The following is a 23,160-nucleotide window of genomic DNA, read 5'->3' on the forward strand; positions in this document are numbered from 1 at the left end:
GTCATGCCTGATGACCATAGCAAGTCGGTCCCACCCCTTCCCATCCCGAACAGGACCGTGAAACGACTTTGCGCCGATGATAGTGCTGCAACCAGTGTGAAAGTAGGTTATCGTCAGGCTAGTTATATGAAAAACCCCGCTCAGTGACCTGAGCGGGGTTTTTTGCTTTTGCGCTCTTAAATCTTGCAAAGAGCACGTCCAGAACTACAATCAAGACAGGTTCGCAGTTCAAGGATCCTGTCATGGACACTCGATATCGACGCGCGGCACGGCGCGTCGTCACTGCACTACTGCTCGCCGCTGGCCTTGGCGGCTGCGTTTACGCGCCGCCATACGCCGCCTACGATCCCTACTATCCCACCTACGGTTACCCGACTTATGTCGGTCCACCCGTGACGCTGGACTTCGGCTTCGGCTATTACCGCCACAATCACAGCTACCACGGCCATCGCGGCTATTACGGTGGCCATGGCCGGCATGGCTGGGGACACGGCGGCCGCCGACGCTGAACAGCATCCCTCACCTTGGCCCGTTTCGCCGCCAGAGCAGGCCGACTGCCGCGTGGCACGGCGCTTGCATTCTCTCCTAACCAGGTGCACCGGCTAGCGTCTCGACTGCGATATCACCGTCGACGGCGGAACACCTGTCTCCCGACTGGCACAACGCGCTGAGCGCTGTTGCAGTTTTGGAGCGACAGCAAGCCGGCCGGCACCCGTTTTTCCAACCCGTCCGCTTCAGCCGCGGACCTCATCGACAAGAAAGATGCCATGAAAACGAGAGCTGCCATTGCGTGGAAGGCCGGAGAACCCCTGTCCATCGCCGAGGTCGACCTGGAGGGGCCACGCGCCGGCGAGGTACTGGTCGAGATCAAGGCGACCGGTATCTGCCACACCGATTACTACACCTTGTCCGGGGCCGATCCCGAGGGCATTTTCCCGGCGATCCTTGGCCACGAAGGCGCCGGCATCGTGCTCGAGACCGGCCCCGGCGTCACCTCGGTCAAGCGCGACGACCACGTCATCCCGCTGTACACGCCCGAATGCCGGCAATGCAAATTCTGCCTGTCGCGCAAGACGAACCTGTGCCAGTCGATCCGCTCGACCCAGGGCCGCGGCCTGATGCCCGACGCGACCTCGCGCTTCTCGATCGACGGCCAGCAACTGTTCCATTACATGGGCACCTCGACCTTTTCGAACTACATCGTCGTCCCCGAGATCGCCCTGGCGAAAATCCGCGAGGACGCGCCTTTTGATAAAGCCTGCTATATCGGCTGCGGCGTCACCACGGGCGTCGGCGCCGTCGTGTTCTCAGCCAAGGTCGAGGCCGGCGCAAACGTCGTCGTGTTCGGCCTGGGCGGTATTGGCTTGAACGTGATCCAGGGGGCGAAGATGGTTGGTGCCGACAAGATCATCGGCATCGACATCAATCCCGGCCGCGTCGACATCGCCCGCAAGTTCGGCATGACCCACTTCGTCAATCCGAACGAGGTCGGCAATGTGGTCGATCACATCGTGCAGCTGACCGACGGCGGCGCCGACTTTTCCTTCGAATGCGTCGGCAGTGTCCAGCTGATGCGCCAGGCACTCGAGTGCTGCCACAAGGGATGGGGCCAGTCCTTCATCATCGGCGTCGCTGCCGCCGGCCAGGAAATCAGCACGCGGCCATTCCAGCTCGTCACCGGGCGCCAATGGAAGGGTTCCGCCTTCGGTGGCGCGCGCGGCCGCACCGACGTGCCCAAGATCGTCGACTGGTACATGGACGGCAAGATCAACATCGACGACCTGATCACCCATACCTTACCGCTCGAGCGCATCAACGAAGGCTTCGAGCTGATGAAGAGCGGGCAGTCGATCCGCTCGGTCGTGCTGTACTAATCCAACCACAAAGGAGACGCGATCATGAGCAGTGCAACGAACATCCATCCGGCGGTCGACAACATCAAGCGGTCCGATCCCAATTTTGCCGGTGGCACCCTGACCTGCCTGTGCAGCAGCAACCCGGTCACGGTCGAGATCAAAGGACAAGTGGCGCATAACCACGTATGCGGCTGCACCAAGTGCTGGAAGCCGGCCGGCGCGCTGTTTTCGCAAGTCGCCGTGGTAGGACGCGAGAACGTCAAGGTCACCGCCAACGAAGACAAGTTGCAAGTCGTCGACCAGAGCGCAACGATCCAGCGTCACGCCTGCCGCGACTGCGGTGTTCACATGTATGGACGCATCGAGAACACGGGGCACGCCTTCTATGGGCTCGACTTCGTGCACACCGAGCTCTCCAAGGAAAAGGGTTGGGCTCCGCCCGAGTTCGCCGCCTTCGTTTCCTCGATCATCGAGGCCGGCGCGCCGCCGCAAGAGATGGGCGCGGTACGCGCTCGCCTGGCCGAGATCGGCCTGCCACCTTACGACGCCCTGTCGCCGGCCCTGATGGACGCAATCTCGACCCACGTCGCCAAGCAACGCGGCGTACTCAGGAACGCGTGACGACCACGCTGCGGCTGGTCCGCACCTGGCCGGCCGCATGCGAGCCCTATGGAGAAAGAATGAAGCGATGCTTATTGCTGTTGGCGGCGGGCCTGGCCCCACTGGCCGCCCAGGCCCACGATTTCCCGACCAGCGGCCGGGTCGAGTACGTGCTCGAATGCATGCAGAAACACGAGGGCAAATATGAGTACCTCTACAAGTGTTCCTGCGCCATCGACCACATCGCCAAGGAAATGTCATACGAGGACTACGTGGCGATGTCGACCGCCCAGCGCAACCAGACCCTGGCTGGCGAACGCGGCGGCATGTTCCGCGATCCCCCGAACGTCAAGGCAATGGCGAACAAGTACAAGGCCCTCCAGGCAAGCGCCAGCAAGGCTTGCCACGTGCCCGAGCGTTGAGCCCGATGTTCAGCACGATGTTCCGTCCGCTGCTGCGTCATGGATGGCACAAGTTCAGCACCGACTGTCACGAATTCTGCACAGGACGCCGCGCAGCACGCGCATACAGACACTGGCACGGTAAGTGCTGTGCTGTTGGTTGGGGCTACCCCGCCTGTCGCAGTCTGGAAGCTTGTCTGCAAGCGTAATCAGGTCGCACCGCGTATAAAACCAAAGGAGACTTAACCATGTCACTCACTACAAGACTCATCCGCTGGTGGCCGTGCCTGGCGCTGGCGGCTGCCCCGGCCTTTGCCGCCAACTCCGACGTCGAGCAGCTGACGAAGGATCCGAAGAACTGGGCCATGCAGTCCGGTAACTTCGCGAATCACCGTTACAGCGAACTGAAACAGATTACCGCCAAGAATGCGAAGAACCTGCAAGTCGCCTGGACCTTCTCCACTGGCGTGCTGCGCGGCCACGAAGGCGGTCCGCTGGTGGTTGGCGACACCATGTACATCCACAGCCCCTTCCCGAACAAGGTCTTCGCGCTGTCGCTGGAAGACCAGAGCATCCGCTGGAAGTACGAGCCGAAGCAGGACCCGACCGTCATTCCCGTGATGTGCTGCGACACCGTCAACCGCGGCGTGGCCTACGCCAACGGCAAGATCTTCCTGCAACAGGCCGACACCACCCTGGTCGCGCTCGACGCCAAGACCGGTGCCGAGCTCTGGAAGATCAAGGTCGGCGATCCGAAGATCGGCGAGACCACGACCAATACCCCGCACGTGTTCAAGGACAAAGTGCTCACCGGTATCAGCGGCGGCGAATTCGGCGTGCGCGGGCGCGTGACGGCGCACGATATGAACACCGGCAAGATCCTGTGGAAGGCCTACAGCACCGGGCCGGACAACGAGCTGATGGTCGACCCCGGTAAAACCATGACCTGGACCGACGGCAAAATGGCGCCGATCGGTCCCGATTCTTCGCTCAAGAGCTGGCAGGGCGATCAGTGGAAGCTGGGCGGCGGCACGACCTGGGGCTGGTACAGCTACGATCCGGCAACCAACCTGGTCTACTACGGCACCGGCAACCCGAGCACCTGGAATCCGCGCCAGCGCCCCGGCGACAATAAATGGTCGATGACCATTTTCGCGCGCGACCTCGACACCGGCATGGCGAAATGGGTCTACCAGATGACGCCCCACGACGAGTGGGACTATGACGGTGTCAACGAAATGATCCTGGCCGACATCAAGGTCAAGGGCCAGCCGCGCAAGGCCCTGGTGCACTTCGACCGCAACGGCTTCGCCTATACCCTCGACCGCGTCAGCGGCGAGCTGCTGGTCGCCGAAAAATACGACCCGAAAGTGAACTGGGCGACCCACGTCGACATGAAGAGCGGCCGTCCGCAAGTCGTCGCCAAGTACAGCACCGACAAGAACGGTCCCGATTTCAATTCGAAAGGCATCTGCCCCTCGGCGCTCGGCACCAAGGACCAGCAGCCGGCGAGCTTCAACCGCAAGAACGGCATCTTCTATGTACCGACCAACCACGTGTGCATGGACTACGAGCCCTTCCAGATCGAGTACACCGCCGGCCAGCCCTATGTCGGCTCGACGCTCTCCATGTATGCGGCGCCGAACAGCCACGGCGGCCTGGGTAACTTCATCGCCTGGGATGCCGGTACCGGCAAGATCCTCTGGTCCAAGCCCGAGAAGTTTTCGGTCTGGAGCGGCGCGCTCTCGACCGCCGGCGACGTCGTGTTCTACGGCACCCTGGAGGGTTACCTGAAAGCGGTCGACCTGAACGGCAAGGAGCTGTGGAAGTTCAAGACCCCGTCCGGCATCATCGGCAACGTGCACACCTGGGAATACAAGGGCAAGCAATACGTCGGCGTGCTGTCCGGGATCGGTGGCTGGGCCGGTATCGGCCTGGCGGCGGGCCTGACCAAGGGCACCGAAGGCCTGGGTGCGGTGGGCGGCTACAAGGACCTGGCCAAGTACACCGAGCTGGGTGGCGTCCTGACCGTGTTCGCTTTGCCTGACCGCTAAGCTTCGTCATCGAGGCATTCGTTATCGAAGTTGTTTGAATCACACTGAGGACGGTTGCCGGCACGATGCCGGCAGCCACCTCGCTTGCCGGGAATGGATATGAACAGACTCACGAAGATTGCAGCGGGCAGCGCCGTGTGCGCATTCATGGTGGCGATGTCCGGACTGCCGTCGGCCTTCGCCGCTGCAGGCGATACGGCGCCCTACAAGGTTGCCGATGGTAACAAGGTCGATGCACAGACCCTGAGCGGCTGGAAGACCTGGCGCGCCATGGCCTGCGAGCGCTGCCATGGCGCGGCCCAGGAAGGCATGGTCGGCCCCTCGCTGGTAAACAGTTTGAAAGTATTGAGCAAGGACGAATTCAAGGCCACCGTATTAAAAGGACGGATCGAGAAGGGCATGCCGAATTTCGACACCAGCAAGATGGTGAGCGAGAACATCGACAACCTGTATGCCTACCTGAAAGGGCGGTCGGATGGTGCCATCCAGCCGGGACGCCTGCAGGAGATCGGCAAATGACGTGGCGCCCGCTGCTGGCAGGCGCGGCCTGCGTGCTGGCCGGGCTGTCCGGGCCCGCCGGCATGGCACAGGCGCAGCCGAGCCCGGAACCCGGCCAGGACAAGGTTTTGCGGGTCTGCCAGGACCCGAACAATCTGCCGCTGTCGAACCGCAAACTGGACGGTTTCGAAAACAAGATTGCGGCCCTGTTCGCGCAGCAATTGGGCTGGAAGCTGGAACATACCTGGTTCCCGCAGCGGATGGGCTTCATTCGCAATACCCTGCGCGCCAAGGAAGAGAATTCCGACCGCTACAAGTGTGATCTCGTCACCGGCGTCGCCAAGGGTTTTGATATGGCGGCCACCACGCGCCCCTACTACCACTCCAGCTATGCCATGGCTTATGTCCGCGGCAAGGGGCTGGACGGGGTGCGCACCCTCGACGATTTATTGGCGCTCGATCCAGCGCAACGCCGCAAGCTGCGCATCGGCGCCTTCGCCGGCTCGCCCGTCACCGACTGGCTGCTGAAAAACGGCCTGATGGAGCAGGTGACCTGGTACCAGAGCCAGACCGGCGACGCCGAGCAGTATCCCGGCCAGGTCATCGAGAATGACTTGGCAAGCGGCAAGATCGACCTGGCGTTTGCCTGGGGCCCGATTGCCGGCTACTTCGCCAGGAATGCGCGCACGGTGCCCATCGCCGCCATTCCGCTGGTCTCGCAACCGGGCATAAAGTTCGATTTCGAGATCGCGATGGCGGTACGTCATGGCGACAAGGATTTCCGGCAGCGGATCGACCAGCTGATCCTCGCCAACGAAGCGAAGATCCATGCGATCCTCGAGCAGTACGGCGTGCCGCTGGTCGACGAGCAGGGCAGGGTGGCAACGGCGCCGCCTGCGGCGAAGGCACCATGAGCGGCATGTCCATCCAGCGCCCTGCTGCGCGCGCAGCGCATCATCTGCGCGGCGCCGCCATCGCCATCCTCATCTTTGCCGCGAGCCCGGCCGGCGTCATGGCGCAACCCATTTCGCCAGCCGAAGTCCTGCTGTTCGAGACCGACCACCTGGCGCGCATGAAGGCGCCTGCGACCCTGGTCTACGAATTCCGCAAGCTCAGCAACGTCGAAGCCGCCTTTACCGACAGCGTCCACCTCGACGTCTCGCGCAGCAAGGGGCAATTGCACGCGGCGCTGCGCTTCCTCAGCGGTGCACGCATGCACGCCTTGCCCGAAGTGGACGATGCCCACGGCAACCCGGTGCTGCTCGGCTTTCTCGAGCATGACATCGCCGAGATGCGGCGCCTGACCGGCGGCTCGGTTACCTACTTCCGCAAGCGTATCCGCATGGCGCTGGCCAACGCTGCGAAAGTAACGCCTCAACGCATTACCTACGAGGGCAAGACCGTCGAGGGCAAGGCAGTGCGCATCCAGCCCTACCTGGACGATCCGATGCGCGCACGCTTCGAGAACTACGCACGCAAGACCTATACCTTCGTCCTCAGCGACGAGGTGCCGGGCGGGGTCTACCAGGTCAGCACCTCGCTGGCGAATACCGGGGCGGATCGGCCGGGAACGGTGGTGGCGCGTACTGCAGCTGTGGGAGGTGCGCAGCCCGGCTCGGCGCAGCCTGCGACGGCAGTATCGCAAGGGGCGGCGGGCGGCACCGCGGCCACCGCGGCGGCCCCAAGCGCAGCGCCCGGGACGGCGCTATCCGGCCGCGCCAACCCGGGGGCAGGTGCGCCGGCAACCGCCGGCACGACGCAGGGCCGCACGGGCTCGCCCGGCGCGGCGGGCGCTACGGCGCAAGCCCGTCCTGGCGCACCTGGAGCAGCACCCGGTGCCGCCATGCCCGTCATCGACGAAACGCTTACCCTGGTGAAGGTCGTCAGCCCCCAGCGCTGAGCTTGGCGGATGGACGCTGCCTGGACATGGACTCAGCCGGAGGCTCAGGATGGCGCCCTTGAAAGTGTTTGCTTTCGACTATGTGACCGAAGGCGGGCCGACGGCACGCGCCCTGCCGCATGCGTTCACGCAGCAGGGATCCATGCTGTTCGATGCCCTGCTGGCCGATCTCGGCGCCTTGCCCGGGGTCGAGGTGTGCACGATGGCGACGCTGTGCCGGCCTGGAGCGGGCGGGCTTGGCGCGGCCAACTGGGCGGCGCAATCCTTCGGCGAACGCTTTGCCGCCTGCGTGCAGGCCGCCGACGCGGTCTGGCCGCTGGCGCCGGAATCCGAGGGGCTATTGGAAACCCTGTCGCGCGACATCCTGCGCGGCAAGCGCATCCTGCTGGGCAGCGCGCCGGGTGCCGTGCGCGTCGCCGGCAGCAAACTGAAGGTGGCGCGCGCACTGGCCGACGGCGGCGTCGCGACTGTGCCGACCTACCGGCCGCATGCGTCGCTGCCGGAGGGAGAGGGCGCCTGGGTGGTCAAGCCGGAAGATGGCGCCGGCTGTGTCGACACCCGCCTGTTCGCCGACCGCGCGGCGGCGCTGGCCTGGATCCGCACCAGTGCCGCGCAGGGCTATGTGTTGCAGCCCTTCGTTGCGGGCAAGCTGGGCAGCCTTTCCCTGATCTGCTGCGATGGCAGCGCGCGCTTGCTGGCGCGCAACCTGGAACGGGTGGCGGTGCGCGACAACCGTTTTCACTTCCTCGGCAGTACCGTGAACGGCCTGAGCGACGCCGACGGCACGCTCGAGCGCCTGGCGCAGCAAGTGGCGGCGGCCTTGCCGACCCTGTGGGGCTATGTCGGCGTCGACATCATCCTGAACGAGCGCGGCGTCATGGTCCTCGACGTCAACCCGCGCCTGACAGCGGCGTATGCGGGTTTGCACGCGTCGATCGGCTGCAATCCGGCCGGCCTCGTCATCGATTTGCTGAAAGGTCCGGCGGCGATGCCGGTCACGCCGAGCCGCTGCCGCCCGGTGAGCGTCGACGTCGACGGATTTCCGGGCGACGTGCCGGCCTGAACGCCGGGTGCGCCTTGGCGCGCTTGGTGCGGCACCCGGGCCGCCCGCCGACTTACTTGATCACCACGCCCCACGGCAGTTTACCGACCGCGATGTCGCGCAGCCGGGTGCGGCTGGCCGTATCGATCACCGTTACGCTGCCGGAGCGGCCGCAGGCCACGTACAGCTTCTTGCCGTCCGGAGTGAGCGCCATGTTCCAGGGGCGCTGGCCGACCGGCACCGTGGCCACGATCTGGTTGGTCGCGGTGTCGATCACCGACACGTTGGCGTCGCCGCCGTTCGACACGTAGACGAACTTGCCGCTCGGGTGGACCGCGATGCCGTTGGCGCGCAGGCCGGCCTTGATACGGGTGACGATGGCGAAACTGCTAGTGTCGATGACGAAGACCTCGTTCGCGTTTTCGGTGGCGACATAGGCACGGCTACTGTCGGGCAGGAAGCCGATGCCGCGCGGACGGGCGCCCACCGCCACTTGCGCCACCTGCTTGCGGCTGGCGAAGTCGAGGATGTCGACGGCGTCCCCTTCCTCGGCGCTGACGAACACCAGGCGGCCGTTCGGGCTGAACACGGCATGCTCCGGGTTCTTGCCGTGGACCGGAATCGAGAAGGCTAGCGCGTTGGTCCGCGTGTCGGTCACCGCGATCTCGTTCTTGCCCTCGACGGCGGCGATCACCCAGCGTCCATCCGGCGAGATCGACACGCCTTCGGGCGAGTCGCCCAATGTTACCGTCGGGCCCAGCTTGCGCGTGTTGAGGTCGACCAGCTGCAGTCGGTCGTGCGGCTGGTCGCTGACGTAGAGCCAGCGTGCATCGGGCCCGACCACCAGGCCGCGCGGCTTGGTGCCGCCGGGGAGTTCGCCCACGACCTGGTCGGTGGCGGTATCGATGACGGAAATCGTGCCCGATCCTTCATTCGGCACATAGGCCATGGGCGAGGCGGCCAGCGCGGCAGCGCAGACGTTGAGGGAGGCGGCGAAAGAAGCGGCAAGGGCGGCAGCAAGGGTGGCAAGACGGCGGATGGTCGGCAAGGTCATCGGTTCTCCACGGACAGGTTGGAAGGCGATCGGTCGAGCGGGACGGCGCGCCGCGGCCACATGCGCAGCAGCAAACCGTCGCGGTCGACCAGCATGTGCTTCGCGACGGCCAGCACGTGCACGGCAACGAGCAGCGCCAGCAGCAGCGCGAACAGGTGGTGAGCGCCGTTGAACAGCGCATACAAATTCTTGTCGTCCGGCCCCCAGGGCGCCCAGCGCAGCGCATTGAAAAACTTGATGCCGTGGCGGCTGACATTCGAGGCCAGGTAGCCCGACAGCGGCAAGGCGATCATGCACACGTACAGGGCGATATGGCTGAACCTGGCCGCATGGCGCTGCCAGGGCGGCATCGACGCCGGCAGGGGCGGCGGCCTGTGCGTCAGGCGCCAGCCCAGGCGCAGCAGGATCATCAGGCCGATAAGGATGCCGGTGCTTTTATGCAGGTTGACATAGTAGCCCCGCGCCGGCGTGCCGCGTGGGATGTCCTCGAGCAACAGTCCGAAGGCGAACTGCCCGAGCAGCAGCAACGCAATCACCCAGTGCAGGGCGATCGCGGTGCCGGTGTAGTGCGGGGAGCTGGAAGCGTCCATCTCGGTTTAATGAAACTTCAGTGAAACAGGGACTTGTCGGGATGCTCGATGTTCAGCCGTTGCAGCTTGCGGTACAGCGTGTTGCGGCTGATGTTCAGTTCGCGTGCGACGCCGCTCAAATTCCACTGGTGGCGCTTCAGTTCCTGCAGCAGCACTTCACGTTCCGCGCATTCGAAGGGATTCAAGCCCTCGGCCGGCTTCCCGCCCAGCGCCGCGGCAGGCGCCGCCGAGGACTGTGCGGCAGCAGGCTGCACGCCTGGGGCGGGATCGGCCAGTCCCTGGCGGAATTCGGGCGGCAGGTCGTGCACGCCGAGGCGGTCCGTTTCGCGCAGCGCGATCATGGTGCGCAGCAGGTGGCGCAGCTGGCGCAGGTTGCCGGGCCAACGCTGGCGCTCCAGCAGGTCGAGCAGCCGGTCGTCGACCTCGACCGGACAGCCGGCATCGCTTTCCTCGAAGGCCAGCTGGCGGATCAGGGCGCCGCGGTCCTGGCGTTCGCGCAGCGGCGGCATGGTGAAGGAAACGCCTTGCAGCCGGTAGTACAAATCCTCGCGGAAGGCGCCGCTGTCGATCTTTTGCGTCAGGTCGCAGTGGGTGGCGCTGATCACGCGGATGTCGAGCTTGACGGGCGTCTCGCTGCCCAGCGGCACCACCTCGCGCTCTTCGAGCACCCGCAGCAGCCGCGCCTGCAGGGCGACCGGCATGTCGCCGATCTCGTCCAGGAACAGGGTGCCGCCATTGGCTTGCAGCAGCTTGCCGCGCTGTCCTTCCTTGCTGGCACCGGTAAAGGCGCCCGCGCGGTAGCCGAACAGTTCGCTTTCGACGAGGGATTCCGGAATGGACGCGCAATTGATCGCCACGAAAGGCCGGGTGGCGCGGCTGCCGGCCAGGTGCATCGCACGCGCAAAGCGTTCCTTGCCGGTGCCGGTTTCGCCCAGCAGCACGATCGGCACATTGCGTTCCATGACCCGCTTGGCGGTCTCGACGTTGGCGCGCATGGTCGGGTCGCCGTGATGCAGCGCGTCGAGCGCATCGGCTTCCGCGGCGGGACCGCCGAGCCTGGCCGCGCCGCGCTGGGGCCGGCGCGCGCCGCTGCCCATGCCGTTACTCGTAAGCGGCTGGTAGACCACGGCGAAGAAGCGGGCGTTGCTGCGCACTTCGAAGATCGGCACCGGGTGGAAGGCGCGCCGCGTGGAGCTGTCCACCAGGCCGGGGAAGGTGATATTGAACAGCTCGCACACGTCGCGCCCGACGATCTCGCCCGGATGCGTGTAGCCGAGCAGGGAGAGCGCGGCGCGGCTGGCGGCCAGCACGGTGCCGGTCACGCTCAGCGCGATCGCGCCCTCGCTCAGGGTGCCGACGAATTCGGGCCGGTTATGGAAGCGCAGGATGTAATCGTGGCGGAACTGGTGCAGGAAGACGCGGTTCTCGATCATCTGCACCGACATGCTGACCAGGGCCAGCGTGTGCTGCTGGGCCAGGCGCGACTCGCCGGAAGCGTCGAGCACACCGACCAGTTCGCCTTCATGGTCGAAGATCGGCGCCGCGGCGCAGGACAGACCGATGTTGCGCGATAAGTAATGTTCGTCCTGGTGCACGGTGAGCGGACGCCGCTCGACCAGGCAGGTACCCATGCCGTTGGTCCCCTGCACCCGCTCGCTCCAGACCGCGCCCTGCATCAGGCCGGTCTTGGAGGCGGCGTGGGTAAAGGCCGGATCGCCGAAGTAATTGAGCAGCACGCCTTCGCGGTCGGTGAGCATGATCGCGTAGCCGGAGCCGGCCAGCTGCTGGTAGAGGTTCGCCATCTCGACCTTGGCCACCGCCTGCACGTCGGCCAGTCTTTCCTGGCGCTCCTGCAGCTCGATCGGCGCTACCACTTCGGGCTCGGCGCAGCTGTCGGGATTGAGCTGGTATTCGTTGAGACACCGGATCCAGGATCGGGTGATCCGGTTACCGGCTCCAATACAGTCTGCTCCCATCCGGTCGTGGACGACCGAATGGACGCGCTTGACGTGTTCCACGGCAAACTTCGACATACTGTCTCCTGTGTCCCGAGCCCGGTCGGCGCGGACGCCGGCACTGTCAGCCGAGGGACTGTTGTGTGAGTTTTACACCCCATCTGTTGTGGAGAATACACCGATCAACCGCCAGATTGTCGGTCAGTTCCCAAAATTTTTGAATAGCTGCTGGCGCTGTATGCGGGTCACATGGCGAACTACAGACCGGTGTCATCCAGCTTGCATTGGTAGGGAACGCGTGACGAGATTAGTGGTCTTAGTCACGCGCTCGCTGCTTTCACGAAAAAATCAGCCTTATTTTGCGATCAGGAGCAGGGTGCCGCGCCCGCACAGGCCGTAAGCCGTGTTTTCGCCGCCGACCAGCGCTTCGCTGCCCGGCGCCTGCACCTGCGACGCGCCTTCGGCCCAGCCGCAGGTATCGGTCACGCGGTACCAGCTCTTGCCGGCACCCGGCCAGGGCAGCGTGAAGTTCACCTGCGCGCTCCAGGCATTGTGGGCGACATAGATGGCCGAGGCAGGGTCGCCGAACTCGGAACCGTCGATGCGCCAGGCGATCGCGTGGTTGTTGGCGTCATTAAAATAGCTGGCGTCGGCCACGCCGCCGTCGGGCTTGAACCAGCGCAGCTGTTCCATCACGTTGCCGTTGTTGTCCACGCTCGAATAGAAGTTCGCGGGACGCAGGGCAGGGTGGGCCTTGCGGAAGGCAATCATCGCTTTCGAGAAAGACTGGAAGTTGTTCTGGTCCGTGGTCCGGCTCCAGTTCAGCCAGTTTGCCGAGGAATCCAGGTTGTAGGGATTGTTGTTGCAGTTCATGCTGCGCAAGGCCTCATCGCCGCCGACGATCATCGGCACGCCGGCCGACAGCATCATCAGCGCCATGCCGTTGCGCGCGGCTTTACGCTGGTCGGCCGCGATGCCGCCCTGGTCCCAGCTGTTGTTGTTGTCCTCGCCGCCGTCGCTGGGCCCGTAAGGCCAGGCCTGGTTGTTGTTCTTGCTGTTGCAGCTGTACAGGTCCTTCAGCGTAAAGCCGTCGTGCGCGGTAATGAAATTGACGGAGTGCCAGGGCTTGCGGCCATCGTCTCCGTATAAATCGCTGGAACCGGCGAAACGGGTGGCCATTTGCCCGGTCGTGATTGCCACGCTGCCGAGTTTGTTCTGCGCCTGGCGCACGACGTCGCGGTAGGCGCCGTTCCACTCGGCCCAGCCGCTCGGGAAACCGCCGACCTGGTAGGAGTTGCCGCCGATGGCCCAGGGTTCGGCGATCAGGTCGACGCCGCTGCCGCCGGTTGCCGGGCGTGGCGGCAGTTCGGCCACGATGCGGTTCAGGGCATTGCCGGCATCCATTTTGTCGAAATTAAAACAGCCGTGCTGGCAGCTGTTGCCGAGCACCGAGGCCAGGTCGAAGCGGTAGCCGTCCACGCCCAGCTTGTCGCGCCAGTAGGCGAGCGAATCGACGATCAGGTTCTGGGCGATCGTGTTGCGCGTGTTGTAGTTGCCGCCGACGCCGGTGTTGTCCCAGGAATTCTGGAAATCCGCGGTCAGGCTGTAATAGGTAGGATTGTCCAGGCCGCGGAAGCTGGTGATGTTGTAGGTGGTCTTGTCGGTCGAGGACCAGGCACCGCCTTCGCCCGTGTGGTTGTAGACGACGTCGACCAGCACCTTGATGCCGTTGTCGTGGAAGGCTTTGACCATTTCCTTAAATTCGCGCGTGGGGCCGCCCGGCGTCTTGTCGTAGGCGTAGCGGCGGTCCGGGGCGAAATAGTTCAGGGTCATGTAACCCCAGTAGTTGTCGCCGCTGGTGCTGGCCGGATCGTTGTCGTTGGTATCGTTCTGGGTTTCCTGCACGGGCAGGAATTCGATCGCCGTCACGCCCAGCGCCGCCAGCGCGGCCGCTTTCAGGCCCGCGCCTTTATAGGTGCCGCGGTAGGCGGCGGTGATGCTGGTGTCGTTCATGGTCAAACCGCGCACGTGCGCCTCGTAGACGACGTCGTCCTTCAGGGCGCGGGTCGGCTTGGTGCCGGTAGCCTGCGTGTCGCCGGCCAGCACGATGCCTTTTGGTGCCGAAGAGCCGCTGTCGATGTTGCGGTAGGTCGCGCCGCTGGCGTAGATGCTGCCGTTGGTCATCGTCGCCGTGGTCGGGTCGTGGCTCAGCTCCAGGGCGTACGGGTCGCTCAGGAGTTTATTTGGATTAAACCGGTTGCCGGCGGCATCGACGTCGCTGATGAAACCGAGGCTGGAGCCCTTGGTCCAGCTGGCGTTGTAGGGCCAGTTCGGGCCCCAGGCGCGGTAACCGTAGTACAGGGTGCCGCCCAGGCCCTGGCCGCTCAAGGTCGAGGTCGGAATAGTGACGCTCCAGATCCCGCCGGAATTCGTCATCACGTATTTCGCCTTTTCGGCGCTGCCGGTGGCCGTGCTGTACAGGTAGAGCTCAATGCGGGTGGCCTTGCTCGAGTACACTTTGAACGTGACGTTGGCCTTGGTGGCGTCGTAGGCGGCGCCGAGTTTATTCGGGTTGATCGCGGCCCAGGCAGGGGCGCCGAGCAGGGCACCCGTGAGCAGGGCGGCGAGGATTGTGCGTTGCATGTCAGTCTCCGATATTTGTTTATATTTATTAAACATTTGTTTGTGTTAGCGCTTTTTGCCAGGCGCAGTCTGTACTTTCGCTACCTCTTCCGGAAAGCTCATCAATACAGCAGGGAGACGCTACGCTCGTGTTCGCTTGAAGTCAATCGTGCATGCGTAGTTTTGCTACGGATGGGTTGGCGCAAACGGGCGGTGCTAGGGCAGAGGCGCAATCTGGTGCACAATCTGGCTGGTGATGTTGCCAATCCAATAAAACAGGACGAGCATGAACGAACAAGTTGCACGGCGGGTCGTGCTGGTGCGGGCGATCGAAAGCGCCGACACGGACCATCAGGTGCTCAGCGAAGACGACCGCAAATATGCAAGCCGCAGCGCGCGCGAACTGGCGGCCTGGCAGGCGGCCGACAGCAAGGCGCCCGCTACCCAGGAGCATTTTCTCGAGCAGCGCTCGGACCAGATCATCAAGCGCCTGGCCGAACGCACGCCGGCCTTCGCCACTTTCCAGCGCCGCGGGCTCGGCCTGCCGGGCTTCTGGGCGGCGCTGCCGCTGCTGGCCCTGTTCGCCGGCGCGCTGCTCGACCGCATCGCCGATCCGCACCGGGTCGACCTGCTGTCGGCACCGCTCCTGTTCATCATCGGCTGGAACCTGCTGGTCTATCTGATCCTGCTGATCTGGGCCGTCATCCCGGGCCGCAAGACCGGCTGGGCGGGGCAGGGGCTGCTGCGCCGCCTGAGCGTCGGCAAGGCGGCACTGCCGCGCAAGCTGCCGGGCGCGCTCGCCACCGGCATGACGAATTTCATGACCGAATGGGCGCTGCTGAGCGAACCGTTGACGCGCGCACGCCTGTCGCGCACCGTGCACCTGTCGGCAGCCGCCTTCGCGCTGGGCGCCGTCCTGTCCCTGTATGCGCGCGGCTTGCTGACCCAGTACGTCGCCGGCTGGGAAAGCACTTTCCTGGACGCGACCCAGGTCCATACCCTGCTGTCCTGGCTGTTCACGCCGGTACTCTTCCTGTTCCCCTTCCTCCAGGGTTTTAGCCTGGCGGACATCGAATCGCTGCGCTTCAGCGCCGGCACGCCGGCCACGGGCGGCGAACGCTGGGTGCATCTGTATGGCGCGACCATTCTGCTGCTGGTGGTGCTGCCGCGCCTGCTGCTGGCGGCATTTGCCGGCTGGCGCGCGCGGCGCCTTGCGCGGCGCTTCCCGCTCGAGCTGGAACACCCGTATTTCCGCCGCCTGGCCGACAGCATCGGCGCCGGCACCCCGGCCGTGCTGCGCGTGCTGCCCTACAGTTTTACGCTGGACGAAGCGCGCGACCGCGGCCTGTGGACGGTAGCCGCGATGGCGCTCGGCGCCCAGGCGCGCGTGCTGCTGCGCCCGACCGTGCCCTACGGCGAAGAGCCGAAGGAGGCCCTGCGCGACACGTCCCTGGAAGAAGCGGGCGTCACCGTCACCGCCGCCCTGTTCAGCCTGGCGGCGACGCCGGAAAAGGAAAACCATGGCGCCTTCCTCGACTACCTGGCCCGTAACACCAAGCGCGGCATCGCAGTGCTGCTCGACGAGTCCAGCCTCACCGAACGCGGCGCCGGCCAGGCCGGCTTGGATGCGCGCGTCAACGAGCGTATCGCCCTGTGGCGCCAGTTCTGCAGTTTCCACGGCACCGCCGCCACCGTGGTCAACCTGGTCGACCCGTCCAGGCGCCCGATCGAATTGGGCGCAGGCCTGGCCTTGCCGGAGCTGCGATGAACGACAATCCAGTCAAAATCCAGTTCGCCCTCGTCTCGCATACGAATAACGGCAAGACGACCCTGGCCCGCACCCTGGTCGGCGCCGACGTCGGCGAAGTGCGCGATGCCGCCCACGTGACCACCTTCGCCGAAGCCCATCCGCTGCAGACCAGCGCCGCCGGCGACACCCTGCTGCTGTGGGATACGCCCGGCTTCGGCGACTCGGTGCGTTTGATGAAACGCCTGTCCATGGCGGGCAACCCGATCGGCTGGTTCCTGCGCGAAGTGTTCGACCGCTACCGCGACCGTCCGTTCTGGCTCAGCCAGCAGGCTTTGCGCGCGGCCAAGGACGAAGCCGATGTCGTGCTCTACCTCGTCAATTCCTCGGAACTTCCGGGCGACGCCGGCTATCTACCTGCAGAGATGAATATCCTCGAGTGGCTCGGCAAACCGGTCGTCGTCTTGCTGAACCAGATGGGGCCGCCGCGTCCCGGCGCGGAGGAGGGGCTGGAACAGCAGGAGTGGAAAAAGCACCTGGCGCGCTTCCCGGTCGTGCGCGAGGTGCTGGCGCTGGACGCCTTCGCCCGCTGCTGGGTGCACGAACACGTGTTCTACGAGGCGGTCGCGCCCCTGGTCGCGCCGGAGAAGCAAGCCGGCTATACGCGCCTGCGCACGGCCTGGGAAGAGCACAACCGCCAGCGCTACGTGCAGGCTCTGCGCATCAGTGCCGAGCAGGTCGCGGCCGCCGCGCGCGACAGCCAGCCCGTAGCGGAAGAGGGCGGCGGCTTCCTGCGCACGGCCCTGAAAACGGTCGGCCTGGATAAGGACCGGCAGCAGCGCTATGAAGCCGCGATGGCGGGACTGGTCGAGCGCCTGAACGGAGAAATCAACAAGGCGACCATGCGCATGCTGGTGCTGCACAAGGTCGATCCGGGCGAGGCGCGCGCCATCAACACCCGCGTGCGCGAGAACTTCGCCGTGCGCGCGCCGATCGACAAGGCGCAGGCCGGCCTGCTCGGCGCCGTGGTTTCGGGCGCCGCCACTGGCCTGTCGGCCGACCTGATGGCGGGCGGACTGACGCTCGGTGGCGGCGCCCTGCTCGGCGCCATCGTCGGCGGCCTGACCGCGGCCGGCGCGGCCTGGGGTTTCAACCAGCGTACGGAAGGCGACAAGGCGGGCGTGCAGTTCGCCGACGCGTTCCTGCAGACGCTGCTGACGGGCGCCGTGTTGCGCTACCTGGCCGTGGCCCACTTCGGGCGCGGACGTGGCAACTATATCGAAAGCGAAGCGCCGGCGTTCTGGCAGACCGAAGTGGAAGCCGCATTGGCCACGCAGCCGTTCGACAAGCTGTGGCAGGAAGTGCGCACCGCGCCCGACCTGGCCGCGGCCAGTGCCCGCGTCTTCGCCGTTCTCGAAGCGGCCACCAATGCCACCCTCGCACGCCTGTATCCCGGCGCCAGCTCGGCCCTGTCGCAGCAGCTGTCACCACCGTCGATGTGACACCTGTTCCATTTTGATACAGGTGAGCAGCTGCCTGCCCCGTCCCGGCCATGGCACACCGCTTGCTCATGCACTGTTTTATATCGATGACGACCGGAGTCCTACATGACGCACCCCATCCGCAGCCAGCCCCGTTCTTGCACAAGCGCGTGGCTGCCGGCGGGGGCGTTGTTCGTGGTACTGCTGCCGGCCGCGGCTGCCACGCCCGAGCCCGAAGTCCAGATAGCACGGGTCGAGGTCGTCGGCACCGTGCCCTTCGCCGAAGGCGGCAGCGACCCGCGTTTGCTGCCCTATGGCGTGCAGACGCTCGGGCCCGCGGCCCTGCGCGACAACGGCGGCGGCAACCTGGTCGAAAACATGGCGCGCCGCCTGCACGGCGTCAACGTCAACGAGATCTCCGGCAGCCCGTTCCAGGTGGACCTGAGTTATCGCGGATTTCGCGCGTCTCCCATCCTCGGCACCGGCCAGGGCCTGTCGGTGTATCTCGACGGCGTGCGCGTCAACGAGCCTTTTGGCGACGTGATCAATTGGGACATGCTGCCGGAAGCGGCGCTGGCCCGCCTGTCGCTGCTGCCCGGCTCGAACCCTTTATATGGCCTGAACACGCAGGGCGGCGCGATCGCTCTCGAAACCCGCTCCGGGCTGCTGGATCCGGGAGGCGAACTTGCGCTCTCGGTGGGCGAAAACGGACGGCGCCGCGCCGATCTGTCCTATGGCGTGCGCGGCGACAAGGGCTGGCATGCGTTCACGGCCGCCACCCTGTTCCGCGAAGATGGCTGGCGCGACCATTCCGACGGCAGCCTCGGCAACCTGTTTTTAAAAGTCGGGCAGGCGGGCGAACGCACCGACTGGCAATGGACCCTGCTGGGCGGACGCAGCCGCCTGCTCGGCAACGGGCTGCTGCCCAGCTACCGCGACGAGGACGGTACGCTGCTTCCCGGGCTATACGAGGCCGACCGGCGCGCCGTCTACACCTTTCCCGACCGCACCCGCAACCGCCTGCTGCAGACCGCATTCAGGCTGCAGCATCGCTTCGACGCCGCGACTGAACTGACCGCCTCCGCCTACGTGCGCAACAGCCGGCGCGACACGGTCGGCGGCGACGTCGGCGACGAGTACGCGGACTATGTCGAGGACTGCGCCGACGGCTTCCTGGCCGACGGCAGTCCAGCCGATCCGGACGAATGCGGCCTGACGCGCGAGGAAGGCGAAGGCCTGCACCCGGCCAGCCTGAACACGACCAGCACGCGCCAGCGCGGACGCGGCGCCAGCATCGACCTGGCGCGCCAGCTCGGCAGCCATCGCTTCAACGTCGGTGCGACCTGGGACCACAGCCGCGTCGACTTTGCACAGTATGAGCAGGAAGCCTTCCTGACGCCGGCGCGCGGCGTCGAAGGCGACCCGGACGAGGAACGCGAGCCGGCTTCCTCGGTCACCGGTACATCGCGCGCGGCCGGCCTGTATGCGGCCGCGACGCTGGCGCTGGCGCCGGCCACCCATGTGACCGCCTCGCTGCGCTACAACCATGCCCGCGTCGGCAATACCTTGACCACCGAAGACGGCCACAAGGCGCCGGAAAGCTTTACCTATCGGCGCCTGAACCCGGCGCTCGGGCTGACCCATGCGCGCGGTCCGCTCACCTGGTTCGCGAATGTGTCGCAGAGCAACCGGGTGCCGACCGTGATCGAACTCGGTTGCGCCGACCCGGCCGAGCCTTGCCGCTTGCCCGTCGGGCTGCAGTCCGATCCTTATCTGAAACAGGTGGTGTCGCGCACGCTGGAAGCGGGCCTGCGCGGCGGGCAGGGGCGGGCCGGGTTCAGCGCCAGCCTGTACCGCACGACCAACCGCGACGACATCCTGTTCAGCCGGGCCGGCGCCTCGCGCGCCGGCTATTTTTCGAATTTCGCACGCACCCGCCACCAGGGCGCCGACCTTGGCGCCCACGGCGAATGGGGTGCACTGCGTGCCAGCGCCGACTACAGTTACCTGCGCGCGACCTACGATGCCGACGGCACCCTGTTCACGGGCGCCCGCACGGTCGTGGTCACACCGGGCACGCCGATCGCCGGCCTGCCGCGCCACACCCTGAAACTCGGGCTCGACTGGGACCTGCAGCCCGGCCTGGTGCTGGGTGCCGACCTGCAGGCGCTGTCGCACGCGCCGATACAGGGCAACGAGGATGGCCTGATCGCGGATGCCGAAGACGGCGAAGAGGGACGGCGTGCGGACTGGAGCGTGCGCGGGCACGTGCTGGTGAACCTGCACGCGCGCTGGCGTCCGCTGCCGGGATGGGAATTGTTTGCGCGCGTGAACAACCTGTTCGACCGCCGCTACGAGAGTTTCGGCGCGCTGGCGGTGGACATGTTCCCGAACGGGCAGCTATTGCAGCCGGCTGCCGGGGCGGTGGCACCGTCACCGGCGCGCTTCGTGGCGCCGGGTGCGCCGCGGACGTTGAATGTCGGGGTGCGCTACCGGTTCTAAACGCTAGTATGGTTCGCCAGCACTCGTTGAACGCGTGGGCGGGGAATCCGCCTACCCTACGTCCCTGCGATGGACGTTAGCGCTGAGCGGAGGACGTAGGGTGGGCAGGTTTCGTGCCCACGCGGTGATAGTTTGCGTGGGAGCTGCCGTACACACGTCAGAACTGATACTGCCCACTCACCCCCACGACCCAATTCCTGCCCTGCGCCCCTTCATAGAAGCGCCGGTTCGCATCCCCCACGATCACCGAGCCCACGTACTGCCGGTCGAACAGATTGTTCAGGCGCACGAACTCCTTGAAGCGCCATTCTCCCACCTGCTGGCTGGCCTGGGCGCGTGCATTGAAAATCGCGTAGCCTGGCGCCGCCTGGGCGGTATTCGTGTCTTCCGGATACACGCGTCCGTTGGCGATGGTCTCGAGCGCCGCGCCATAGCGGCCGGCTGCTTCTTTCCAGCCCAGTTCGCCGTACAGGCTGACTTTCGGCACACCCGGCAGACGGCTGCCCTCGGGCACGCTGCCGAAGCCTTCATCGTAGATCGCGCGCAGGGCCGAAAAGGCGAGCTTGGCGCTCCAGCCGGCCCCGAGGGTGGCATCGAGCGACAATTCTCCGCCCTGGCGCAGCGTGGCGCTGGCGTTGCGGTAGCTGGTGCGCCCGCCGCTGGACACGTCCACCACCAGTTCATCCTTCGTCTTGACCTGGAACAGCGCCGCATTCACGCGGATGTCGTCGGTGACGAAGGCTTTCACGCCCGCTTCCAGGTGGGTGCTGGTGGCCGGCTGCAGGTTGAAATTGAAGCCGGCGCCGGCGCCCGAATAAAACACTTCGTTCAGGGTAGGGGTTTCGAAGCCGCGTGCGGCGCTGGCGTAGACGTTCAGCGTCGGCGTCAGTTTATAGAGCAGGCCGACCAAGGGCGTGGTGTGGCCGTAGCGCACCTTGCCGCTGTCGTTGCCGTTGGCGAGGAAGCGGTCGGCGACCTCGAAGGTGACGCGGCTGCGGCGCAGGCCGCCCGTGATGACCCAGTTGTCGCGCTCCCATTCCATCTGCAAGTAGGGGTCGGTGTTCGAGACCTTGTCTTCCTCGTCGCGGCGCAGGCGGCCGCGCACGCCGAACACCGTATCGGCCCCGTTCCCGACGAAATTCTCGTAACCCTGGCGCGAATCCGTCGAACGGCCGATGTCGAGGCCGACCGTGGTGCGTAGCGTGCCGCCGGCCAGTTCGCGCACGTCGCGCCAGTTGACGTCGATACCATAAAAGTCGCGGTCGAAGTCGACCACGCCGCCCGAGTGCGTCGGCGGGGCCTGGAAGCCGCGCGAGAAGGACTGGTACTGCACCACGCGGCGGTTGCCGCCATAGGCCGTCACCTGCAGCCGGTTGGCGCCGAAGCGGCTTTCCCAGGTCGCCCCAAGCTGCTTGTGGTCGATGCTCTTGCGGGTGTTGTAGCGCTCGGCCAGGGTGCGTTGCGGGAACTGGGTGTCGGTGGTGTCGATTTCGCCGGAGCGCGGATCGCGCTGGTAAGTCTCCCAGGTGGCGCCGAGCGGATCTTGCGTGTCGTCCTGGCGCAGGCCGCTGGCGGTCAGTACCAGGCGCGAGGTGCTTGATGTGGCCGCGGTCAGCTTGGCATAGGCCTGGTCGCGCCGCGCCGCGCCGTGGTCGCGGAAGCCGTCGGTGTCGAAGCGCGAGGCATCGATCAGGTAGCCGAGATTGCCGCTGCTGCCCTGGGCGTTGACGTCGAGCTTGCGCAGGCCGTCGCTACCGGCCGACACGCTGGTCTCGACCGAGGGCGGCCCTTTCGGATCGCGGGTGAACAGCTGGACCACGCCGCCCGAGTGGTTGCCGTACAGGGCGGAGAAGGGGCCGCGCAGCACTTCGATGCGTTCGGCCATGTCGAGGTTGAAGGTGGCGGCCTGGCCCTGGCCGTCGGGCATCGTGGCCGGGATGCCGTCGGCGATCAGGCGCACGCCGCGCACGCCGAAGGCGGAACGGGCGCCGAAGCCGCGCGAGGAAATCTGCAGGTCTTGCGCATAGTTCTGGCGGTCGCGCGCAACCAGGCCCGGCACCGCGGCCAGTGCCTCGGAGGCGTTCACGCGCGGCTGGGTGTCGCGGATCTGGGCCGCGTCGATCACGTCGATGGCGGCCGGTAAGTCAAAGCTGGCGTGCTCGGAGCGGCTGCCGGTCACGACAACGACGTTCATGGGACCTTGGGTGGTCGGTTCCTGTGTTCCCTGCGGTTCGTCCGCCGCGCACACGGCCAGCGGCCAGCAGGCGCACAGGGCGGCGATCGCGTTCAAACGGAATACGTGATGCGTCATTGGTTCTCCATTGTGGGGGATGGACTCCCGGTTGGGCGTTAATAACAATTCAACAAGCAATATACCTGTCATGCAAAAAACGCGCCCACGCTTGCGCCATCCTCGCCGCCACTCCGGGCGCTGCGCCATTGATCCGCTGTGCTGTCCCCTGGTTGGAACAGGTGTGTCAGAAACGAGCGGGGTGGTCCTGGGGCTACGGGGCTAGAAGGCTGGCACGGTGCTTGCGAAAGCTCAGGGGTGCTCCGACACACCCGTTGTCGCTAACGGCCTAACACTACCAATCAAGAGGATGACATGAATCTCGCGGACATCAGCAAGCTCGGCGTCGCCAATCCGTTCAAGCAGCGCTACGACAACTACATCGGCGGCAAGTACGTGGCGCCAAGCAAGGGCGAGTACTTCGCCAACGTCACGCCGATCACGGGCCAGCCCTTCTGCGAAATCGCCCGCTCGACGAGCGAAGACATCGAACTGGCGCTGGACGCCGCCCATGAAGCGAAAGAAGCCTGGGGCAAGACCTCCCCAAGCGAGCGCGCCAACATCCTCA

The 23,160-nt window shown here is 65.6% G+C and carries 18 protein-coding genes and 1 rRNA gene; 14 read left to right on the forward strand and 5 right to left on the reverse strand.

Translation table 11 applies throughout. From position 1 onward, the window contains the following. Nucleotides 1–6 precede the first annotated feature (6 nt). The 10 genes from rrf (at nucleotide 7) to C2862_RS24530 (ending at nucleotide 8,372) form a co-directional block, all read left to right on the forward strand. Nucleotides 7–119 (forward strand): 5S ribosomal RNA (rrf, locus tag C2862_RS24485). Nucleotides 120–242: 123 nt separating this feature from the next. Continuing rightward, nucleotides 243–509 carry a hypothetical protein gene (locus C2862_RS24490; protein WP_136223594.1) on the forward strand — a complete coding sequence of 89 codons (267 nt, stop codon included), beginning with the start codon at nucleotides 243–245 and terminating at the stop codon, nucleotides 507–509. Between the two features lie 258 nt (nucleotides 510–767). Beyond that, complete coding sequence (locus tag C2862_RS24495) at nucleotides 768–1,874, forward strand: S-(hydroxymethyl)glutathione dehydrogenase/class III alcohol dehydrogenase (RefSeq protein WP_136223596.1); 1,107 nt, start codon at nucleotides 768–770, stop codon at nucleotides 1,872–1,874. 24 nt (nucleotides 1,875–1,898) lie between these two features. Then, entirely contained in the window at nucleotides 1,899–2,477 is a 579-nt protein-coding gene (gene gfa, locus C2862_RS24500) for an S-(hydroxymethyl)glutathione synthase (RefSeq protein WP_136223598.1), read from the forward strand. Nucleotides 2,478–2,536: 59 nt separating this feature from the next. Continuing rightward, on the forward strand, nucleotides 2,537–2,878 hold the full coding sequence (locus tag C2862_RS24505; protein ID WP_136223600.1) for a hypothetical protein: 342 nt from the start codon (nucleotides 2,537–2,539) through the stop codon (nucleotides 2,876–2,878). A gap of 227 nt (nucleotides 2,879–3,105) precedes the next feature. After that, the gene (locus C2862_RS24510) at nucleotides 3,106–4,911 is read left to right on the forward strand and encodes a methanol/ethanol family PQQ-dependent dehydrogenase (protein WP_136223602.1); all 1,806 of its coding nucleotides are present in this window, start codon (nucleotides 3,106–3,108) and stop codon (nucleotides 4,909–4,911) included. A gap of 99 nt (nucleotides 4,912–5,010) precedes the next feature. Further along, nucleotides 5,011–5,430, forward strand: coding sequence for a cytochrome c (locus C2862_RS24515; RefSeq protein WP_373888280.1), 420 nt, complete (start codon nucleotides 5,011–5,013; stop codon nucleotides 5,428–5,430). Continuing rightward, nucleotides 5,427–6,323, forward strand: a complete 897-nt coding sequence (locus C2862_RS24520) for a quinoprotein dehydrogenase-associated putative ABC transporter substrate-binding protein (RefSeq protein WP_136223604.1) — start codon at nucleotides 5,427–5,429, stop codon at nucleotides 6,321–6,323. Before C2862_RS24515 ends, C2862_RS24520 begins: the two co-directional genes overlap by 4 nt. After that, entirely contained in the window at nucleotides 6,320–7,309 is a 990-nt protein-coding gene (locus C2862_RS24525) for a hypothetical protein (protein ID WP_136223605.1), read from the forward strand. The genes C2862_RS24520 and C2862_RS24525 overlap by 4 nt, the downstream gene beginning before the upstream one ends. Nucleotides 7,310–7,373: 64 nt before the next feature. Further along, nucleotides 7,374–8,372, forward strand: coding sequence for an ATP-grasp domain-containing protein (locus C2862_RS24530; protein WP_229467594.1), 999 nt, complete (start codon nucleotides 7,374–7,376; stop codon nucleotides 8,370–8,372). Nucleotides 8,373–8,424: 52 nt separating this feature from the next. Here the strand turns inward: C2862_RS24530 and C2862_RS24535 are convergent, their stop codons facing one another. The 4 genes from C2862_RS24535 to C2862_RS24550 form a co-directional block, all read right to left on the reverse strand. Next, the gene (locus C2862_RS24535; RefSeq protein WP_136223609.1) at nucleotides 8,425–9,405 is read right to left on the reverse strand and encodes a beta-propeller fold lactonase family protein; all 981 of its coding nucleotides are present in this window, start codon (nucleotides 9,403–9,405) and stop codon (nucleotides 8,425–8,427) included. Continuing rightward, the gene (locus C2862_RS24540; protein WP_136223610.1) at nucleotides 9,402–9,995 is read right to left on the reverse strand and encodes a cytochrome b; all 594 of its coding nucleotides are present in this window, start codon (nucleotides 9,993–9,995) and stop codon (nucleotides 9,402–9,404) included. Before C2862_RS24540 ends, C2862_RS24535 begins: the two co-directional genes overlap by 4 nt. 17 nt (nucleotides 9,996–10,012) lie before the next feature. Beyond that, a complete protein-coding gene (locus C2862_RS24545) occupies nucleotides 10,013–12,028 on the reverse strand; it encodes a sigma-54-dependent Fis family transcriptional regulator (protein WP_136223612.1) in 2,016 nt (671 codons plus the stop codon). 276 nt (nucleotides 12,029–12,304) lie between these two features. Then, nucleotides 12,305–14,593, reverse strand: a complete 2,289-nt coding sequence (locus tag C2862_RS24550) for an isoamylase (RefSeq protein WP_136223614.1) — start codon at nucleotides 14,591–14,593, stop codon at nucleotides 12,305–12,307. Nucleotides 14,594–14,858: 265 nt separating this feature from the next. On the opposite strand from C2862_RS24550, the gene C2862_RS24555 reads away from it, so the two are divergent. The 3 genes from C2862_RS24555 to C2862_RS24565 all read left to right on the forward strand — a co-directional run bounded on the left by C2862_RS24555 (nucleotide 14,859) and on the right by C2862_RS24565 (nucleotide 20,302). Continuing rightward, nucleotides 14,859–16,340: a DUF2868 domain-containing protein gene (locus tag C2862_RS24555; RefSeq protein ID WP_136223616.1), complete on the forward strand. Its 1,482-nt coding sequence runs from the start codon at nucleotides 14,859–14,861 to the stop codon at nucleotides 16,338–16,340. Continuing rightward, nucleotides 16,337–17,821: a DUF3482 domain-containing protein gene (locus C2862_RS24560; protein WP_136223618.1), complete on the forward strand. Its 1,485-nt coding sequence runs from the start codon at nucleotides 16,337–16,339 to the stop codon at nucleotides 17,819–17,821. The genes C2862_RS24555 and C2862_RS24560 overlap by 4 nt, the downstream gene beginning before the upstream one ends. Before the next feature lie 105 nt (nucleotides 17,822–17,926). After that, complete coding sequence (locus tag C2862_RS24565; RefSeq protein ID WP_136223620.1) at nucleotides 17,927–20,302, forward strand: TonB-dependent receptor; 2,376 nt, start codon at nucleotides 17,927–17,929, stop codon at nucleotides 20,300–20,302. A gap of 157 nt (nucleotides 20,303–20,459) precedes the next feature. On the opposite strand, the gene C2862_RS24570 is transcribed toward C2862_RS24565, so the two are convergent. Beyond that, a complete protein-coding gene (locus tag C2862_RS24570; RefSeq protein ID WP_136223622.1) occupies nucleotides 20,460–22,613 on the reverse strand; it encodes a TonB-dependent receptor in 2,154 nt (717 codons plus the stop codon). 294 nt (nucleotides 22,614–22,907) lie between these two features. Here C2862_RS24570 and C2862_RS24575 point away from each other — a divergent pair. Further along, on the forward strand, nucleotides 22,908–23,160 hold a 253-nt coding region (locus tag C2862_RS24575; RefSeq protein WP_136223238.1), incomplete at its 3' end, for an aldehyde dehydrogenase family protein.

Source organism: Massilia sp. Mn16-1_5 (assembly GCF_004798585.1).
In the GTDB taxonomy this organism is placed as follows: domain Bacteria; phylum Pseudomonadota; class Gammaproteobacteria; order Burkholderiales; family Burkholderiaceae_D; genus Telluria.

Coding starts and splice junctions, on each gene's coding strand:
- C2862_RS24565 (WP_136223620.1), top strand. CDS start 17,927: ATGACGCACCCCATCCGCAGCCAGCCCCGTTCTTGCACAAGCGCGTGG.
- gfa (WP_136223598.1), top strand. CDS start 1,899: ATGAGCAGTGCAACGAACATCCATCCGGCGGTCGACAACATCAAGCGG.
- C2862_RS24515 (WP_373888280.1), top strand. CDS start 5,011: ATGAACAGACTCACGAAGATTGCAGCGGGCAGCGCCGTGTGCGCATTC.
- C2862_RS24535 (WP_136223609.1), bottom strand. CDS start 9,405: ATGACCTTGCCGACCATCCGCCGTCTTGCCACCCTTGCTGCCGCCCTT.
- C2862_RS24505 (WP_136223600.1), top strand. CDS start 2,537: ATGAAGCGATGCTTATTGCTGTTGGCGGCGGGCCTGGCCCCACTGGCC.
- C2862_RS24525 (WP_136223605.1), top strand. CDS start 6,320: ATGAGCGGCATGTCCATCCAGCGCCCTGCTGCGCGCGCAGCGCATCAT.
- C2862_RS24550 (WP_136223614.1), bottom strand. CDS start 14,593: ATGCAACGCACAATCCTCGCCGCCCTGCTCACGGGTGCCCTGCTCGGC.
- C2862_RS24510 (WP_136223602.1), top strand. CDS start 3,106: ATGTCACTCACTACAAGACTCATCCGCTGGTGGCCGTGCCTGGCGCTG.
- C2862_RS24570 (WP_136223622.1), bottom strand. CDS start 22,613: ATGACGCATCACGTATTCCGTTTGAACGCGATCGCCGCCCTGTGCGCC.
- C2862_RS24490 (WP_136223594.1), top strand. CDS start 243: ATGGACACTCGATATCGACGCGCGGCACGGCGCGTCGTCACTGCACTA.
- C2862_RS24520 (WP_136223604.1), top strand. CDS start 5,427: ATGACGTGGCGCCCGCTGCTGGCAGGCGCGGCCTGCGTGCTGGCCGGG.
- C2862_RS24555 (WP_136223616.1), top strand. CDS start 14,859: ATGAACGAACAAGTTGCACGGCGGGTCGTGCTGGTGCGGGCGATCGAA.
- C2862_RS24560 (WP_136223618.1), top strand. CDS start 16,337: ATGAACGACAATCCAGTCAAAATCCAGTTCGCCCTCGTCTCGCATACG.
- C2862_RS24540 (WP_136223610.1), bottom strand. CDS start 9,995: ATGGACGCTTCCAGCTCCCCGCACTACACCGGCACCGCGATCGCCCTG.
- C2862_RS24495 (WP_136223596.1), top strand. CDS start 768: ATGAAAACGAGAGCTGCCATTGCGTGGAAGGCCGGAGAACCCCTGTCC.
- C2862_RS24545 (WP_136223612.1), bottom strand. CDS start 12,028: ATGTCGAAGTTTGCCGTGGAACACGTCAAGCGCGTCCATTCGGTCGTC.